Raw genomic sequence first — 18,295 nt, 5'->3', positions numbered from 1 at the left:
ACTCCTGTTATTAAAGGTTCATTAACTTTACCCTTTTTCCAATAATTAAAATCAGAAACTTTATGTTTCGACTTAATGGAATACCAAAGTCTTTAAACCAATCCTAACCATTTCCAATATGTCAAACTAAATATGATTACTAAGATATAGGCAATAATAGTTAGTGGTACTCCTGTCTTTAGGAAGTCTTTAACTGTGAATGTACCCGTACCATAAGCAAGCATGTTTTGTGGTGCGCTAACGGGTAATAAGAAACCAAAGCTAATTACAAATTGTTGAATGAGCACAAATCCAATCGATTGATCACCTAAATGTAATGTAGCTGTAAGTGATATAAATACCGGTATAAGCGCCGAAGATAAACTTGTTGCACTCGCAAACCCAAGATGAATCAAGATATTAAATAGTGTTATAAGAGCAATAGTAGCTATGAGTGGCATATGTTGTAACCCCATAAGCCCGAAGGTTTGGTCACTCAGCCACTGTGCAGCGCCTGTTTTTAATAGTACATTCCCTAGTGAAATCCCTACTCCAAATACTATAATTGTTCCCCAAGGTATTGTTTTTTCTACACCTTTCCATGTAATAACACCAACTTTAGGTGTTAACATAATTGCCAAAGCAATTAAAGTAATGGACGCAGAGTCTATAGGATGTAGAATCTTTTCAGTAGACCAGAAGAAAAGTAATAACACAGATATAATTATCAGACGCCATTCTCTAAAAGAGACTGGTCCTAATTTATCTAATTCTTCTTTGATCAGTTCTTTACCGCCTTCAATTTCTTTATGTTCAGGCGGCATCACTTTCATCATGATAAAGAATAACGCGATTGACATAAGGATAGACCATGGTGCAGCATATAAGAACCATTCTCCCCATGACACATCGTGTCCTAAGTTCTGATTAATAAAATTAGTAGCTACAATATTTTGAGCAGCCGCTGTTTTTATACCAATGTTCCAAATCGAAACAGCCTGGACTGCTGTAATAATTAAAAGTGATGCAAGTTTACTTTCTTTTGATACTTTGAATGCGGCAATCATACCTAATAAGATTGGTACAACTGCACCCGCTCTTGCAGTTGCTGAAGGAACAAAGAAAGCTAATAAAATTGAAACTAAGATCGCACCGATAACAATATTACGTGTTTTATTACCTACAATTGATAGCACTAGTAAAGCCAAACGTTTATGTAATTGCGTCTCTTGCATCGCTGCTGCCAAAAATAATGCCGCTGCTACTAATGCAACCGCAGATGTCGAAAATCCACTAAATGCATGCGTTAATGCATTTCCCGTGCCTAACCAATCTGCGCCAGATAATATTTTATCTCCCTCTTTTGGATTACCTAGTTTCTCTGACAGTTGTTGGACTGGACTAAATCCACAAATTAAAATGATTAAACCTAAAATCATTGTTGCTGATACTGGATACGTCACAGCTTCGGTTACCCACATAATAACGGCAAACGCTAAGATGGCAAGTGCTCCTTTTGCCATTATTGGTAACCCTGCCGGTGTTGGTAATAACAAGATAATTAATAAAATGGCAAAGCTTATAATAATCCAAATTGGCTTATAACCACTTTTACTCTTTTTTTCCTTTTTATTTTTTAATAGGTTGTTATTCTCCTGTGTAGCCTGCACTTTTTCCATAGTTACCACTCCCTTAATTCGTCAAATTCAGTATATCAAGAAAGCGCTTCATCTATGATGAAATGTGACAAAATACACAAAATATTCACTTTTCATATTATTTTAAGCATAAAAAAACTTTGTGATAACGTCTTACTGACTATCACAAAGTCTATGTCATTCTTAACAAAATTATTTAACCAAAAATTTCACGATTTAAGCCAAAAACATATAATAGCGTAAAGAATGTAGCCCCACTTAAAACGGTCAAAATTAAAGATAAAATAAGTGTTCGTTTAAAGCGATTAATAAAAGCTATGAATAAAATACCTAAATTGTATGCAAAAAAGAGTCCGAATAAAGACATTGTCACTTTAATGTTAGTATAAAATATATTAAATAGCAGTACGATAATAGCAAAAACTGTATAAGGAATCGTAATACATCTAAATTCAAAACGAATTTGTTTCGTACGTTTATCTTCGTTATTCATGGTCAAACCCTCCTATTTTTATTATAAAACATAAAAAAGTAAACGCCTATGTCATAACTGTGACAAAACGATATTATGTGAATTGAATCATATCAAGTTGATTACGTAATCTATCTGTATCCAATGACTCTCCAATGATAACGATAGTCATCGGTACGTCTTTATAGATAATGCCATAATCAGGTAAGCCCATTGCATATTGAAATTCATATGTTACTTCTGGTAGATCTCTAAACTTCACAAATCCTTTTAAGCGAAGTACACTATCTGGCAAACGCATAATAAATTGATAAAATAACTGACGGTCTATTGCCGCTGTAAATGTATACTGCATCGACTGAATTCCATGATGATGTATATGTTTATGCTGAATTTCATTATGTTGAATCACTTTACCGTTGATCTGTTCATCATTAAATTGACTATAAGTGGTAATAATTATAGGCGCTTGTGGATTGAGTTTATTTAAATTTTCTTTAACTTCGTTAAGTGCTTCTTCACCTATTAAATCAGTTTTATTTAGTATTATCGTATCACTATAACGTAATTGTTCTTCTAATAACTGAGTTGTTGAAGGACTATAGACTTCTTTTTTAGTGAATCTTTGTGCATCTACAATACCAATAATTGTTGGTTCATGAACATTTTTTATTATTGTAGGGTCTTGGCAAGCCGAATAAATCTCAAAGGGATGCGCTAAACCAGTTGCTTCTATAAGAATATGACTCGTATCTGTTTGATCAATCAACTGTTTCAATTGGTTAACTAAATCGTTATTTAAATCACAGCATACGCAGCCATTAATTAAAGAATGAATGGAAACATCATTTCCAAGTAATAAACTATCAACGTCAAAAGATCCAAATTCATTCATTATAATTGTTATTTTCTCATCTTTTTTTAATAATTGCTCTATATAATGTTTTAGAAATGTAGTTTTACCACTTCCTAAAAAGCCATTTACGATTGTAATTGATACTTTTTCATTTTTATTATTTATCATTTTAAAATCTCTTTTCTTTTTAAAATTAATTTGAATATGATAATATATGTATTTATTTTAGATTACACTTGATTAAAATAGAAATATCTTCTAGAATTTAAACATACTTTAATTTTAGCATGGCATTGAGACGAAGTGTGTTGCAAGTTATATTTTATACAACATAGACGAAATTTAATCCGAAACATAGAGAGACGGATAGAATGTCTGGAGGAGAACTTTAATGTCTGAACAACATAATTTGAAAGAGCAACTCTGCTTTAGTTTGTACAATGCACAAAGACAAGTTAATCGCTACTATTCAAATAAAGTCTTTAAAAAATACAATCTTACGTACCCACAATTTTTAGTGCTAAGTATTTTATGGGATGAATCTCCTGTAAATGTTAAAAAGGTAGTTACAGAACTAGCTTTAGATACTGGTACTGTATCACCTTTATTAAAAAGAATGGAACAAGTTGACCTCATCAAACGCGAACGTTCTGAAGTTGATCAACGTGAAGTATTTATTCATCTTACTGAGAAAAGCGAAAAATTCAAACCTGAATTAAGCGATGCATCTCAAAAAGTCGCGAATGCTTCTTCTTTAAGTAATGATGAAGTACATGAACTCAATCGTCTATTAGGGAAAGTCATTGATGCTTTTACCGAGTCAAAGTAAAATGACATGCTAATACTAAGCCAATTAAAGTTATTCGTTTCGAATCAAATTACTATATATTTATCAATAACGAAAAGCCTGAGTTATCTATAACAGATACCTCAGGTTTTTCGTTTTAAGACAACGTATGCGTATATTTAAATATTGTCTAATTCATTTTTAATAAACGACTTAAATAATGGTTGCCATGACTTAGTTCATCATAACTTCCTTGTTCTCTAATCTGTCCATCAATAAGAACAACTATCTTGTCGAAATATGGCAGTAATTTTAAATCATGCGTTGCAATTACCAGTGTTTCAACTTGTTCATCAATCAATTGCATCACTTGTTTAGTATTATCCTCATCTAATGCAGTCGTTGGTTCATCTAATAACCATATTGAGGAACCTTTTATAAAAAGTCGTCCTAATGCAATACGTTGCACCTCACCACCTGATAATGTGTTTCCATCTAAAGTGATTGTTTTTTCTAGATCTAGATAGCCTAAATTGAGGCTCGTTAAGACACGTTGAATGACATCATCATTTTTACTAGAGAACATATTGTAACGTAATGTACCATCAAATAATTGTTGTGATTGTAAAAGAACATTAAGCTTTTCAAAGCGAATGTCTTCATCTAGTTGTGATATGTTCTGACCATCGAGAGAAACTTGTCCTTTATCGATATCGTACAAACCACTCATGATTTGTAATAATGTACTTTTTCCTGAACCAGATGGTCCAACAATCGCTACTTTTTCCCCTTTTCCAACAGTTAAATTAATATTGGATAACGTTGGTATTTCTTGATGTTCGTAACTAAATGATACATTCCTAATATTGTATACGTTACTCTGTTTTGTTACCAATGATTGCTTAGATTGATCTACTGGATATGATAGAACATCATTTAAACTATTTAACGCTTCATCAGTATCTGCTTTGTAATATGCAAAGTTACTCATAGGCACTGTTTGTTCGAATAAAGTTAACATCATCAAAACAATACTCGTTAAATACACAACATTTAATTGTCCTTCTTTAACTTGAATAAATCCTAATGCTAAGGTAGCAAATATAGCGATCATTGCGATTATATTTAGCATATAATCATATAAAGTTAAAAATCGCGCTTCTTTCGATTGCATTTTGTCATACGATTCTAATGCATTCATTAAATCTTCACGATAGGCTTCTACATTGTTAAAACGATCTAACTCAGCATAGCCTTCTTTGTAATCGTAAAATTGGGTAATCGTAGTTTGTTGCTGTTGTGCAACTTGTTGCTTTAATTTGCCTACACGTTTAGCACTCAACCACGGTACAAGCCAAAGTGAACAGAACATACTTATAATGATAACTATAGCATGCATAACACTAAAATATACCAATGTTACTGCTGCAATAATTGCTGTGAAACCAATGACAACCGGTGGATAAAAGACTCTTAAATAGATGTTTTGTAAAGCTTCTACTTTGCTTATCATTTTAGTCAATAAATCAGCGGATGAATATTGGCGATATAAATTAGGTACTCTAGGGATTAATTTTTCTAAAAATTGAACCCGAACATCTCGTAACATTGTAAATGTCGTTTTGTGTGATAGTAAACGCTCCCCATATCTTGCAATCGCACGTATAAACCCGAACAACTTAACCGATACAACTAACACCATTAATGCATATAAAGGTGCGCCTAAAGCACTTTGAGTTACCATGTAACCACTTAAGAAGAACATTGCTAATGCAACGACACTCCCAATAACACCCGTCAATATTGCTAATATTAAATCTTTGTCAGGTCGAAATCGAATTTGTGGTTTCACACTAAGTCACCACCTTTTTCAAGTCTTACAGAAATCGTTTGATCATCTTCAACTAAGTAACCATCTTTTATAAATAATCGTCGCGTTGCTTGACGAATCGTTGAATCGCGATGGGCAATCATAATCATCGTTACCCCTTCAAAATGTTGTGCGACTACTTGTTGAATAACAGTTTCAGTCTCTAAATCCAGGCCAGTGGTAGGTTCATCAAAAACAACAATATCAGGATTCATTAATAACACCCTTGATAACTCAATACGACGCATTTGTCCGCCTGATAGCATTTCTCCACCTTCACCTATTCTGCTATGAATACCATTTTTTAGAGACATTACCTTTTCTTTTAGTCCAACCATCTCTAACACATGAAGAATTTGGTCGTCATCAACTTTTTTAAACATTGCTATGTTGTCTTTAATTGATGCTGAAAAAATATAAGGATTTTGACTTAGCATTCCAATTTGATTAACACATTTGTAAAAAGATACATGCCCACTCGTCGGACGTACTATTTGAGTAAGTAATTTGGCTAAAGTCGTTTTACCTGCACCACTTGGTCCTACAATAGCTACATTTTCACCCTTATCTATCTTGAGCGATATATTACGAATGGCATAAGAAGGACTATTCGGATACTGATAATTGACGTTGCGCATCTTAATAAGAGATTCTTGTTGCTCTTTTACTATTTCTTGATTAGTAAGCGGTGTGTTTTCAGAATCTAAAAATTCAAAAACTACATCACTTGCACCCTCACTTTGTTTACCTGTGTGGAAAGCTTGTCCTAAATCTTTAATAGCATTATAAAATTCAGGAGCTAATATAATTGCAATAGCTGCTGTTTTAAAATCAATATTATGAAAGACAACAAGACTTAATGCTGCTTCTAATGCAACCAATCCAATACCAAGCATACTTATGAATTCGAGCATCAAACTTGATAAAAATGCACTTTTTAATATGCGCATCGTTAAATCTCGAAATTGTGTACTATCTTCATATACTTGCTTTTTCGTGTGGGCTGTCTGTCTAAAAAGTTTAAGTGTAATGAGTCCCTTAGAAACATTAAGAAAACGTTGACTAAACTGATTTAAATACGTCATTTGATCTTTTGATTCATCACGTGTTTTAAGTCCAAAAATAATATAAAAAAGTGGAATAAAGGGTGCTGTAACTATCATTATTAATGCGGTATTTAAATGAATAAAACACATTGCTATGATAATCATTAAAGGGATCATCATAGATTTAAAGACCTGTGGCAAATAATTTTTAAAAAACGGGGATAGTCCGTCTATTGTCTCTGTTAAAATATTAATTTGCGTTCCTGTTGCAATAGTTGATTCTTTCAAAACAACTTCTCGACGCAATTGATGTTTAACTTTGCCAGCTAACATATCACCTAATCGTAAATTAATCATATTCAATGTTGCTCTAAGAATTAAAACGATTAAGATGATAATCAATAGTGAATTTACAGAACTCAAATGATTGTAAAGCACTCGATCTAAAAAACTCGCAATACTTATATTCTGAACCACTACTGTTATTGCTAAGAACATACTTACAATTCCCATAGATAATGGAAATACTTTATATTTAAAGACTAAATTCATTAGTTTTTTCACTTTATCTTCACCTAATTTATTATTATAAAAGGTTCTCAATTGTTTATCATTTAATATCTTTTAAAAAACAGTGACAAAATAATGAACATACAATCTCATTCTTAAGTCCGTTGCGGTAAGTTAGTTATATCAGTAAATTAGTAAAGGTACTGCGATATATTTTATATAAATTCAATTATTAGTTATCTCATTATTATTAGCGTTGATTTGATGCGTTATGATATTATAGAAAAGTGAATTTTGACAACAATATATTTAAAGACAACAATATTTTAAATTTTTAATAAAAGAAAGAGGTTACTTATGATTATTATCGAGTTTATAAAGGGCCTTATCTTAGGTATTGTCGAAGGTTTAACTGAATTTGCTCCAGTTTCATCTACAGGTCATATGATTCTAGTGGATGATATGTGGTTAAAATCGACTGAATTTCTAGGTCCTCATTCAGCTTTTACATTTAAAGTCGTAATTCAATTAGGTTCTGTTTTTGCTGCGGCATGGGTGTTCCGTGAGCGTTATTTCGAAATGTTACATATTGGCAAATATAGAAATAGTTCAATAAACGAGGAGTTTCGTTCTAAACCACGTCGATTAAATTTACTACACGTATTAGTCGGTATGATTCCAGCTGGTATATTAGGTGTGTTATTCGACGATTTTATTGAAGCGCATTTATTTAGTGTTCCTACTGTAATGATTGGTTTATTCTTAGGTGCAATTTATATGATTATTGCAGACAAATATAGTAAAAAAGTTCAAAACCCTAAGTCAGTTGACCAAATCAATTATGTTCAAGCATTCGTAATTGGTATCTCTCAAGCGGTAGCAATGTGGCCTGGTTTCAGTAGATCTGGGTCTACGATCTCAACAGGTGTCTTGATGAAGTTAGATCATAAGTCTGCTTCTGACTTTACCTTCATTATGGCTGTACCTATTATGCTAGCTGCAAGTGCACTATCATTAGTTAAAAACTATCAATATATTGAACTTGCACATATTCCATTTTACTTAATTGGATTCTTGGCTGCCTTTATTGTTGGCTTGATTGCAATCAAAACATTCTTACACTTAATTAATAAAGTTAAGTTAGTACCATTTGCAATTTATCGAATCGTATTGGTAATAATTATAGCCATTCTTTACTTCGGCTTTGGAATTGGTCAAGGCATTTCAGGTTAATTATAAATCAATCTAATAATGGCTTTACACCACATAACATCGTCAAAGATTTAATCTTTGGCGATTTTTTTAGTCAATGAGCTGACTAAAACACTCTCTTAACCTACCTAGTTTTACTCAAGTTAATATAAGGGTTCTAGCTAGTTCCTTCGTTTAGTATGATGTATCATAGGGTAATGAAGATAAATAGTAAATCTAATGGAGGCAACGAGTATGGACAAAAAGAAAATCATTAAAACGGCGATTAATGTTTTACCAATCATTATTGTGCCACTAGTAGTAGAACGTAAGCGTATTAAATCTCATCCTGAGGTACAAAAAGCAACTCATGCAACGTCAAATGCAGGACAAGCGATTGCGAATAAAGCAACAGGTGCAAAAGAGTATTTAGGAGATAAAAAACAAGAATTCGACAACAAACGTGAATTAAAGAAAATTGCAAAAGAAAATGATCCTGAATACATTCAGAAAAAAGGCGAAAAGTTAGCTAAGAAAAACTATAAAGAAGCTGACAAAATGAATAAAAAACTACAAAAAAATATCGAACAACGTCATAAAGAAGAAGAAAAAGAGCGTGAAAAGAACGAAAAACAACGCATTAAAGACATGAAGAAAACTCAAAAATATCAAGAAAAAGTTGGTTTAACTCCTGGGAAACTTGATGATGAGACAGAGAAAAAAGGCGAAAAACTCGAGAAAGATAATAAAAAAGACGTTAATAAGCTAGATAAAAAGCTCCAAAAAAATATTGATAAACGTCATAAAGAAGAAGAGAAATTACAAAAGCAAGAAGAAAAAGCACGCATCAAAGAAATGAAAAAGTTCAAAGATCATGAAGCCGAAAGTGTTGTTACACAAAATAAAAATGAAGATAACAATAAGGCGTAACGCTTTATGACACGTGTAATCATTGATGGAGATGCTTGTCCAGTAGTTGATTCAGTAATTGAATTAACTACTGGGACAGGCATTTTTGTTACCATTTTACGTAGCTTTAGCCATTACTCAAATAAAGTGCTCCCAAATCACGTTGAAACAATTTATATTGATGATGGACCTGATGCTGTTGACTATAAAATTGTAAAGCTTGCTACACCAGAAGACATTGTAATAACTCAAGATTATGGACTTGCCAGTTTATTACTATCTAAAGTTAAGATTGTAATGCATCATAAAGGGCATTTGTATCGTTCAAGTAATATAGATATGTTATTACAACAACGTTATAATAATGCACAGATAAGAAAGCAAGGCGGTCGTCATAAAGGGCCTCCCCCTTTTTCAAAAGAAGATAAAAAACAATTTGAGCGTGCATTTAAATCTGTTATCAAACAACTATAGGAGGAAGAATAATGAAGCGAATTGCAGTATATTGCGGTGCTAGTAAAGGTAAAGACCCCATTTATGTTAAAGAAGCATACGAACTTGGTAAATATATGGCTGAGCAAGGCTATGAATTAGTTTTTGGTGCAGGTTCTGTAGGTATTATGGGTGCAATTCAAGATGGTGTATTAGATCACGGTGGACATGCTATTGGTGTAATGCCTAAGATGTTAGATGAAAAAGAAATCACTAGTCAAAAAGTGAGCGAACTTATTCTTGTAGATTCAATGCATGAACGCAAACAAAAAATGGCGGAACTTGCAGATGCTTTTGTAATGGCCCCTGGTGGCGCTGGATCTCTTGAGGAATTTTTCGAGACTTATAGTTGGGCGCAAATTGGCATTCATGAAAAACCAATTGCCGTTTATAATTTAAATGGATTCTTCAATCCACTTCAACAACTTATAAATAGTATGATTGAAGAAGGATTTATTGATGAAAAATATAAACATTTAGCACCTTTATATAATTCTAAAGAAGATTTAATTAATGGGTTACTTAATTTTAAACCCCTAGGTATACGTACATACGATTAATTATAAAGCGACATGTTTTGGACTATTATATTTATAAAAGTGATTATTTATCACATAATATAACCATCCAATCTCATGTCGCTTTTAATTTTATATTGATAATTGTTTATAATAACGTACTTGTCTTTTTAACATATGATATTTGCTTAACTCTGGTAATTCAAAATGGTCATATAATGTCATGCCAATTTTTTCCATTACTTTTCTAGAAGGCAAATTATTTTCTGCAGTAAAGCTATAAATAGCTTCAATCCCCTTTTTTTTGGCAAATGCTAACACAGCTGTTGCACCTTCAGTGGCAAGTCCGTTACCCCATACTTCTGGAATAAGACGCCATCCAATTTCATATAGTGGTAATTCCTCAAATGGGTATTGGCTATCTTGAGGTATATAATTAACCCCAATAAAACCAAGCCATTCGCCAGTTTCTTTAAGTTCAACTGCAAATAAGCCTATACCGTTTTCTTTAATAATGTCATCCATTTTTTTCATATCTAATTCAGAACGTCGATAACTTAATAAACTTGGAAAATAGCGTCGCACTTGAGGATTAGCATTCATCTTTTGAAATGGCAATAAATCTTCTTGCTTCCAGTCTCGTAATTTAAGTCTTTCTGTTTCTATATATGTAGCCATTTTCAACACCCCATTTTAAAGAAATACATGAGTAAAAAAGTGCGATATGGATATAGACCATAGCACACTTTATCCGTCTTTAAATTTGATTGAGTAACTAATTAACCTCTAGATATATAACTAACGAGTTCAATGTGTACTGGAATCTCTTTTAAACGATCACGTTGATCTTTAGGTGCAACAAAAGTTGCATCTACAAAGTCATTACGATGGTTAAGTTTAAATGTAGCTACAAATGTGTCAGTATCAGATTCAAAGTTTGGTAAGTGTGCAACCACACGTTTGATTTCACCAGTAGAATCAACAATTGTACGTCCAGTAATATTTTCAATTTCACGTCCTAATTCAGGTAATGTGATTTCGCGCCCTTCTAAAATGTGAAAATCTTGTTCATGCATATGTCATCTCTCCAATGTTATAGTTTATGATTAAACGTTTTATTATGTAGTTAAGCTTAATTTATAAAATGATTAAAATGTGAATTGTAAATGATTTAAATTTAGTTTACCCTACATCCATACATGTCAAACTTGACGTATGAGGCTGGCCAAATTGCCTTCATTATTTAAATAAATTTATTAACGGCTACTTGATGATGTATCGTCTGAGCTACTTTGTTCACTTGTATCACTTTCACCGCTATTTGATTGACGCTCTTGAGTATTACTAGATTGGTTAGATTGCTGTGAATCACTACCACCATTTGTCTCAGAAGTATTCGTTTCGTTACTTGACGTGCTATTTTCAGTGGTACTTTGGCTCTTAGATTGTTTGTATGTATCACTATCTGATGATTGATTTGAGTCACTACTATCACTTTCATCGCTTTCTGAATCATCTTTAGCTGATTCTGTCGCAACTGAATCATCAACTTCTTTTTGAAGCTTTTCACGTTGGTCGTTAAGTTTCTCTTTTTGCTTTTCTAAATCTTTCTTTTGATTTTTCAAATCATCATTTTCTTTTTGTAGTTTTTTAACATCTTTCTCTAATGATGCTCTTTCATCGCTTTTACCGCAAGCAGACAACATAAGTGTCGCAGAAAGTAGAAGTATCAACCATTTTTTCATGCTTTTCTCCTTTATTACGAATGAGTAATATTATTTTAACATGAATTAAGAACCTATTCATTTGTTTACCTTAGGTCTTTACGCATTTTTACATGACTTATCGCATAACCATTCGCTTTATTGAGCTCAATCATTGCATCATTTGTAGCATCAACCATACCTTCAATTGATTTAGCACCCATTTCAATCGCCCAATTTTCTAAAGCAATCTTTAGACGCTTAGCATGACCCAGTCCTCGAAAATGAGGGTCTGTGTATATCATCTCAGTGATTACTTTTTCTTGAACTGCTTCAAAATGCCCCCAAATAAACGAAATTAAGCGCTGTGTGTCTTCGCTCAATTCAATTAAAATTATATCATTACTGTGCTTTAATCGTTGAATAATCATATCTTGACGTAATCCAATTGATAGATGTGTCGCATTGTAATGTGTTTCTCGCTTTTCAATATAATATTCTTGTATCTTTGCGATGGATTCAATCCATAGCATATCTTTAACAGTTAGTTTTCGCATAATGACTTCCTTTATGTTATACATTATATTCTATATTTATCTATGGTATGATTATCCATATTTAACATATAATAATCTATTATTTTTAAAAATAAAATAAGTTTAGACGTTAAGGAGCTTAGTCAATGAAATCCACTGCGAAATTAGCACGTGAAAATAATGTAAAATCATTGCGCCTAAATAATACAGATAGAGAAATCTTTGAAAATTATATGACATATATCCGCGCTGATTTACGCGTCAATCCGCATGACAGTGAGGTAATGCTAAGTCGCATATTAAAAAGATTATTAGAAGCTGAGAATGAAGGTACGTTAGCATTAGAGTTTTTCGAACATAATCCAAAAGCACATGCTAAAAAAGAAATTAAATCATTGCCAAATGAAACGTTTCAAAATATATTTAAGTATATTTTCAGGAATTTTATTTTTTTAATTGGTATTTTTTGTTTCTTTAAAGGCTTTATTGGCTTTTTTATTGGTGGAGATAATAATGAAGTTTACTTGTATACATTTCCGATTAGTGTCATAGCAGGTTTATTTATTATCTTTATGTTTATATTAGTCATATTTAAGACGGTTCAACTTCAAAGTTTCAATAATTCACATTGGGTGTGGTTATTTAATTACACTATTATCGCTTTACTGTTAGTCGCTCTATTTTATGTCTTTTTTATTCCGCAATCATTTTTAGCTTTTGGTCCTTACATACTTATTAGTAATTGGTCATTTATTATAATTTCAGCCATCATTACGCCGATCGCTTTTTATATACAACATCATTTTGTTAACAAGGATTCAAATACTATCTTATAATACGTTGTCACGATGAACTAAGACTTGTAAAGTAGCATTTTATGAAAATAAAAAGGTTAAGCATCTGTATCGTACGTGCGCAATGATGTTCTCAAAAGATGATTTGAAAACTCAAAGCCACTTTGATATAAATGACTTAACCTTTTTTTAATTAGCCTACTAAAAACACATCTATAAAGAACCAAATGACCATAATGAACATAATTAACGCTTGTGCAACCGAACTCGCTAAAAATGCTACTACAGATCCAATGCTTGCTTTAAGTGCTTTTCCAAAATCAAAATCTTGCACTAATTCTACAATGAGCACTGCTATAAAAGGTACAATGATAATACCGAACGGTGGAATGACGAAGCATCCAACAATCACACCTATTAACGCTGCATACTCACCCAATTTAGAACCGCCAAAGCGATTTACAAAGTATTTATTCATTAAAAAGTCAGATACTAAAATAAATACAGTGAACAAAATCATAGCTACATAAAATATCCATGATAACCCATCTTGAGAGAATCCAAATTGATAAATTAAGAATCCTACCCATAGCACAAGTACAGATGGAATAATAGGTTTAATTAAACCTACAAATGCTAAAACAAATGATAATAGTATTAATATCCATAAAACAACTTCCATTACTTAACTTTCACATCCGCTTCCGTATATTTTTGATCTTTCGTAAAGAATATCAATATCATTCCTATGAAAATAGATGTTGCTGAAACGAAGAAAACATTCTCCAATCCAACCCAATGACTCATTGCACCACCTAATAAATTTCCTAACAACTGTCCAATCACCATTGCATTCGCAAATAATGTTGAAGCATAACCTGGGAAATCAGGTAAAATATCTTGGAAATAGCTAATACCTAATCCGAGTAAGATAGCTAAAAATAGTGCTAAGAAGATTTGTCCAATCATCATAGCATAGATATTTTCAAAAACACCAATACTAAAATAGAAGGCACCACCACTAATTGCACCTATGATTAACAACGTTCGAGTAGCCAACTTAGCAGATAACATACCTAATATAACCATAAAGGGAACTTCTAAGCCGGCACATAAACTTGCTAGCGTTCCTACATATCCCTCTTGCTCCTTAAGATAATCTGTGACAAATAGCGGCATATTCATTGTGTACATCCATTGACCTATATGTAATAAAATAAATGCTATAAATGGAATAAATAGTGTTTTATCCTTAAGCATGTTAGGCGCAGTCTTCTCAATATTGGCTGTACCACCAACTTGCTCTTTTGCTGATAAATTTAAATCTTTATAGAAGAAGATTTGTAAAATAAGTGTGAATAATAATATAAAGACGGTGCCGCCAAAAAGTCCAGCATATCCCATAAATTGAATTAAATACGCTCCGATTAACGGACCAAATAAGAAACCAAAAGAAAACATAGAACGTAAAACAGTATTGGCAAATTTAGCATTATTTCTTGAAGATGAAACGTTAATGGATTCACGTGCAGATGCATATAATTGTGGCATTGCTGGAGCGAATAACCCTTGAAAAACAGCGTATACAATAATAAACAACCAAATATTATGAATATAAAAATAAATCGAGAAACTAATAGCCCCCATCATTAGTGCACTAATGATGAGTACTTTTCTATTAATGCTATGCGTATCTGAAAAGCGAGCGACAATAGAATTGACTGTAAATTGACTCACTGCTGCTAGGGCAAGTAAAATGCCGAATTGGTTAGTTGTCATCCCTAGCTCTTTAGTCGCGAATAAGACGAAGTAAGGTACTGTGATGGCAATCCCCATACCTAATAGCATCATATTCACAACAAATAATTTGTAGTTTTTTATATGCAACAATGCTGCAAACATTTTTCTACCTCTATTCTTTTTTTAATTACACATTATCCTAATGATTAGCGAATAAAGTTAAGCATCAAAGTAACAAATGACTCAACTTGAGGGAGTTGTAACATGCTACTGTCATAACTCATAAACGTTGAGCGAATAAGTGGTTGATTGTCGATGTTTACCTTTTCAAATTCAAACATATTTTTATCTATATTTTTCATCATGATTTCCGGAAGAATCGTAACCCCTACACCACTTACTAACATTTCTTTGCATGTAGCAACTTGATCCACTGTTATCGTTGCGTGATAATCTTGTCCAAGATTCTCATTATACCATTCTTTAATTTGATTGATGTAGATAGGATCAGCTTGAAACTCTATGAAAGGTAATTTAGAAACCTCGCTCTTTCTTTCTTTTGGGTAGATAAAATAATGATCATCGTCAAAGAGGTGTGTATTAGTCAAGTTCATTACTTTATTTCCTCGAGTTATCATCACATGATAGTCTCTATGATTTGCTTTAATTTGTTCTGTAGAACCTACTTGAACTTGTATCTCAACATTTGGAAATTGTGAATTATATAAACTTAATACTTCTGGTAATAACGTTTGACCAATCAATGATGAGCAGCCGATTGAAATGGTACCATTCACTTCTCCAATATGTGCTTGCATTTTATCAAAAAATACACGCTCTCGTTTTAACATGTCACGAGCGTGCTCAATAATCATAGCACCCTCAGTGGTAGTGATTAATTGCTTCTTTGTACGGATAAATATGCCTACACCAAATGAATGCTCTATTGCTTTAAGTCGTTGTGTTACAGCTGGTTGAGAAATATATAATATTTCTGCTGCTTTACGTAACGTCTTGGTTTCATCTAATGTAATTAATAATCGATAGTCTTCTATTTTCATAGCTTCCCCCTACTAATGTTTATTCATGAACATGGCTATGAGCAACAAAAAAATTTAAGACCGAAACGAAAACTATATAAACAATGCTTCACATTTACTTATCGTTCCGCTTCGCTCCTAATATTAAAGGCTTAGAGTTCCATCATTTCCCTTTATTTACATGTGGCTTATGATGTTGAATATGTTTTTTATACGTCTTATTATAATTTGGCTTTTTCAACTTACCAACCATCTTGTTATAGCAATACATAATTCGATTATTAACATCATCAAAATTTTCATTGATTTCAATCATCAATTGATGCGCAATCATATAAGCTTCATGATATTGCTTTTTAGTGATTTGTTCATTTTTTAATGCTAATTTCAAATCATTTTCATCAACGAGTTCATATTCTCCAGTTGATGGTAACACAAGCACATCCAAGAATAAATCGAGTGTTCTAGCATTGCCCTTTTGAGTAATATTCTTAATATTGATATCGAAGTAATACTCCAATGGATTTCCTTTATCATCAAACATTGCAGTAATACTATATCGTTTCTTTTCCGGCAAAATCTGCAACCATTGATAATTGTCATCAGCAACAATTATATTCTGGCCTACTACCGTCACCTCTAAAGGTTCACGAACCTTCTTCATCGTGACCAAGCCAATAATACCCTTAAATCTATTATTATTTACCTTAACTTCTATGTAATCACGTTCTAATAGGCGACGCCAGTGACGTTTATCTATATATTTAATTTTCATAAAGCCACCAACTCCTTGTCATTATTATATTAAACTAACTAATTGATGTCATCTTTGGTCGTTTTTAATTGAATTACGCACATAAACATATAAAAATTTTCAATTTTATTTTACTACAACTAATTAATTTTTAGGGAAAATTGACAAAAATACTCGTATTTGATAATTTATGTTTATATTATCTGAAAATTCTAAATAAATTGATAAAGGAGGAACTGCTATTGACTTACAGACCTTTTAAAGCAGACCATGTTGGAAGTTTGTTACGACCTCAAAGATTAAAGGACGCTCGCGCTAAATATAATCAAAATGAAATCAGTGGTGCAGAGCTAAAACAAATAGAAGATGAGGAAATCGACCGTATTATAGAGAAGCAATTAGAAATAGGTTTACATAGTATTACTGATGGTGAATTTCGAAGAAGTTGGTGGCACTTTGATTTCTTAGAAAATCTAGATGGTGTCGAAGGTTACACTCCTGATCACGGGCTAGAATTTGAAGGGCTAGAAACGCGTGCCCATAATGTAAGAGTAGTTGATAAAGTTAGATATAATCCTAATCACCCCCATTTTGACCATTTCAAGTTCTTATATGACAGAGTTAATGGACGCGCTACCGCAAAAGTATCAATTCCGAGTCCAAACCAATTATTCCACCCTAACATATTGAATGAAGATATTTATCCAAATATTGAAGACTTTGCTCATGATATTTCTGAAGCTTATCGCCAATCATTGCAACATTTTTATGATTTAGGTGCAAGATACATACAAATAGACGATGTATATTGGGCTGGTCTGACTGACGGTACACATAAAGTTCGAGGACGTCAACGTACAGATGAGGAAAAAGTTCGAGCTCGTGAATTAGCATATAAGGTGGTAAATGATGCTGTCAAAGGTCTTCCAAAGGATTTAATTTTAACTACACACATTTGTCGTGGTAACTATCAATCAACATGGGCAATTTCAGGTGGTTACGAAGCGATTGCTCCGTATTTATTTAAAGAGCACCTGCATGGATTTTTCTTAGAATATGATGATGAGCGTTCTGGCGACTTTGAGCCTTTACGCTATTTTGATAAGGAAGCTTATGCCGTACTAGGTTTAATTACTTCTAAGACACCCGCACTTGAAGATAAAGAATTAATTAAACAACGTATTAAAGAGGCACAACAATACATCTCTCTAGATCAAATATGTTTGAGTCCTCAATGTGGATTCGCTTCAACTGAAGAAGGTAATCAGCTCACAGAAGAAGAACAATGGACTAAATTAAAATATGTCGTAGAGCTATCTAATGAGTTATTAGGCAGCGCTAATTAGCACCATATTGAATTCTAAAAAGAGTCCGGGACATAAAGTTCTTGGATAAGTGAAAAAAAGACAATTTCTATTAAAATAATATAGAAATTGTCTT

20 protein-coding genes are annotated in these 18,295 nt (G+C 32.6%); 7 read left to right on the top strand and 13 right to left on the bottom strand.

The features are described from left to right. Positions 1-92 precede the first annotated feature (92 nt). The 3 genes from AC1RRU_RS10970 to AC1RRU_RS10960 all read right to left on the bottom strand — a co-directional run bounded on the left by AC1RRU_RS10970 (position 93) and on the right by AC1RRU_RS10960 (position 3,133). Positions 93-1,658, bottom strand: a complete 1,566-nt coding sequence (locus tag AC1RRU_RS10970) for an SLC13 family permease (RefSeq protein WP_016930918.1) — start codon at positions 1,656-1,658, stop codon at positions 93-95. Between the two features lie 175 nt (positions 1,659-1,833). After that, a complete protein-coding gene (locus AC1RRU_RS10965; RefSeq protein ID WP_011276465.1) occupies positions 1,834-2,130 on the bottom strand; it encodes a hypothetical protein in 297 nt (98 codons plus the stop codon). A 73-nt stretch (positions 2,131-2,203) separates the two neighbouring features. Next, a complete protein-coding gene (locus tag AC1RRU_RS10960) occupies positions 2,204-3,133 on the bottom strand; it encodes a CobW family GTP-binding protein (RefSeq protein WP_016930917.1) in 930 nt (309 codons plus the stop codon). Between the two features lie 223 nt (positions 3,134-3,356). Here AC1RRU_RS10960 and mgrA point away from each other — a divergent pair, with 223 nt between their 5' ends. Continuing rightward, positions 3,357-3,794, top strand: a complete 438-nt coding sequence (gene mgrA / locus AC1RRU_RS10955) for a global transcriptional regulator MgrA (protein WP_011276467.1) — start codon at positions 3,357-3,359, stop codon at positions 3,792-3,794. A gap of 148 nt (positions 3,795-3,942) precedes the next feature. On the opposite strand, the gene AC1RRU_RS10950 is transcribed toward mgrA, so the two are convergent. Both AC1RRU_RS10950 and AC1RRU_RS10945 read right to left on the bottom strand, forming a co-directional pair. Beyond that, positions 3,943-5,604 (bottom strand): amino acid ABC transporter ATP-binding/permease protein, encoded by a 1,662-nt coding sequence (locus tag AC1RRU_RS10950; protein ID WP_011276468.1) that lies wholly within the window; start codon positions 5,602-5,604, stop codon positions 3,943-3,945. Continuing rightward, on the bottom strand, positions 5,601-7,232 hold the full coding sequence (locus AC1RRU_RS10945; protein ID WP_011276469.1) for an ABC transporter ATP-binding protein/permease: 1,632 nt from the start codon (positions 7,230-7,232) through the stop codon (positions 5,601-5,603). The genes AC1RRU_RS10950 and AC1RRU_RS10945 overlap by 4 nt, the downstream gene beginning before the upstream one ends. 303 nt (positions 7,233-7,535) lie before the next feature. On the opposite strand from AC1RRU_RS10945, the gene AC1RRU_RS10940 reads away from it, so the two are divergent. From AC1RRU_RS10940 to AC1RRU_RS10925, 4 genes are all read left to right on the top strand, one after another. Continuing rightward, on the top strand, positions 7,536-8,411 hold the full coding sequence (locus AC1RRU_RS10940; RefSeq protein ID WP_011276470.1) for an undecaprenyl-diphosphate phosphatase: 876 nt from the start codon (positions 7,536-7,538) through the stop codon (positions 8,409-8,411). Positions 8,412-8,624: 213 nt separating this feature from the next. Continuing rightward, on the top strand, positions 8,625-9,299 hold the full coding sequence (locus tag AC1RRU_RS10935; RefSeq protein ID WP_011276471.1) for a hypothetical protein: 675 nt from the start codon (positions 8,625-8,627) through the stop codon (positions 9,297-9,299). Positions 9,300-9,305: 6 nt separating this feature from the next. After that, positions 9,306-9,752, top strand: coding sequence for a YaiI/YqxD family protein (locus tag AC1RRU_RS10930; RefSeq protein ID WP_011276472.1), 447 nt, complete (start codon positions 9,306-9,308; stop codon positions 9,750-9,752). Between the two features lie 11 nt (positions 9,753-9,763). Then, positions 9,764-10,330, top strand: coding sequence for an LOG family protein (locus AC1RRU_RS10925; protein ID WP_011276473.1), 567 nt, complete (start codon positions 9,764-9,766; stop codon positions 10,328-10,330). Between the two features lie 90 nt (positions 10,331-10,420). Here the strand turns inward: AC1RRU_RS10925 and AC1RRU_RS10920 are convergent, their stop codons facing one another. The 4 genes from AC1RRU_RS10920 to AC1RRU_RS10905 form a co-directional block, all read right to left on the bottom strand. After that, entirely contained in the window at positions 10,421-10,966 is a 546-nt protein-coding gene (locus AC1RRU_RS10920) for a GNAT family N-acetyltransferase (protein ID WP_011276474.1), read from the bottom strand. A 101-nt stretch (positions 10,967-11,067) separates the two neighbouring features. Next, the gene (locus AC1RRU_RS10915) at positions 11,068-11,364 is read right to left on the bottom strand and encodes a hypothetical protein (protein ID WP_011276475.1); all 297 of its coding nucleotides are present in this window, start codon (positions 11,362-11,364) and stop codon (positions 11,068-11,070) included. Between the two features lie 180 nt (positions 11,365-11,544). Further along, a complete protein-coding gene (locus AC1RRU_RS10910; RefSeq protein ID WP_011276476.1) occupies positions 11,545-12,033 on the bottom strand; it encodes an SA0632 family lipoprotein in 489 nt (162 codons plus the stop codon). 65 nt (positions 12,034-12,098) lie between these two features. After that, complete coding sequence (locus AC1RRU_RS10905; protein ID WP_011276477.1) at positions 12,099-12,548, bottom strand: GNAT family N-acetyltransferase; 450 nt, start codon at positions 12,546-12,548, stop codon at positions 12,099-12,101. A gap of 125 nt (positions 12,549-12,673) precedes the next feature. Between AC1RRU_RS10905 and AC1RRU_RS10900 the strand changes: the two genes are divergently transcribed. Then, on the top strand, positions 12,674-13,363 hold the full coding sequence (locus AC1RRU_RS10900; RefSeq protein WP_011276478.1) for a DUF1129 family protein: 690 nt from the start codon (positions 12,674-12,676) through the stop codon (positions 13,361-13,363). 151 nt (positions 13,364-13,514) lie between these two features. Here AC1RRU_RS10900 and AC1RRU_RS10895 read toward each other — a convergent pair whose 3' ends face one another. The 4 genes from AC1RRU_RS10895 to AC1RRU_RS10880 all read right to left on the bottom strand — a co-directional run bounded on the left by AC1RRU_RS10895 (position 13,515) and on the right by AC1RRU_RS10880 (position 16,876). Beyond that, a complete protein-coding gene (locus AC1RRU_RS10895) occupies positions 13,515-14,003 on the bottom strand; it encodes a DUF456 domain-containing protein (RefSeq protein ID WP_011276479.1) in 489 nt (162 codons plus the stop codon). Further along, positions 14,003-15,223 (bottom strand): MFS transporter, encoded by a 1,221-nt coding sequence (locus AC1RRU_RS10890; RefSeq protein ID WP_016930915.1) that lies wholly within the window; start codon positions 15,221-15,223, stop codon positions 14,003-14,005. Before AC1RRU_RS10890 ends, AC1RRU_RS10895 begins: the two co-directional genes overlap by 1 nt. Positions 15,224-15,267: 44 nt before the next feature. After that, positions 15,268-16,122 carry a LysR family transcriptional regulator gene (locus AC1RRU_RS10885; protein WP_016930914.1) on the bottom strand — a complete coding sequence of 285 codons (855 nt, stop codon included), beginning with the start codon at positions 16,120-16,122 and terminating at the stop codon, positions 15,268-15,270. A 142-nt stretch (positions 16,123-16,264) separates the two neighbouring features. Then, positions 16,265-16,876 carry a ribonuclease FAU-1 family protein gene (locus AC1RRU_RS10880; protein ID WP_016930913.1) on the bottom strand — a complete coding sequence of 204 codons (612 nt, stop codon included), beginning with the start codon at positions 16,874-16,876 and terminating at the stop codon, positions 16,265-16,267. Positions 16,877-17,097: 221 nt separating this feature from the next. On the opposite strand from AC1RRU_RS10880, the gene AC1RRU_RS10875 reads away from it, so the two are divergent. Continuing rightward, the gene (locus AC1RRU_RS10875; RefSeq protein WP_049394543.1) at positions 17,098-18,201 is read left to right on the top strand and encodes a 5-methyltetrahydropteroyltriglutamate--homocysteine S-methyltransferase; all 1,104 of its coding nucleotides are present in this window, start codon (positions 17,098-17,100) and stop codon (positions 18,199-18,201) included. Positions 18,202-18,295: the final 94 nt, after the last annotated feature.

It is taken from the genome of Staphylococcus sp. GW821-FHT11H10, from assembly GCF_058807855.1.
This window is presented reverse-complemented; position numbering and strand designations above follow the sequence as displayed.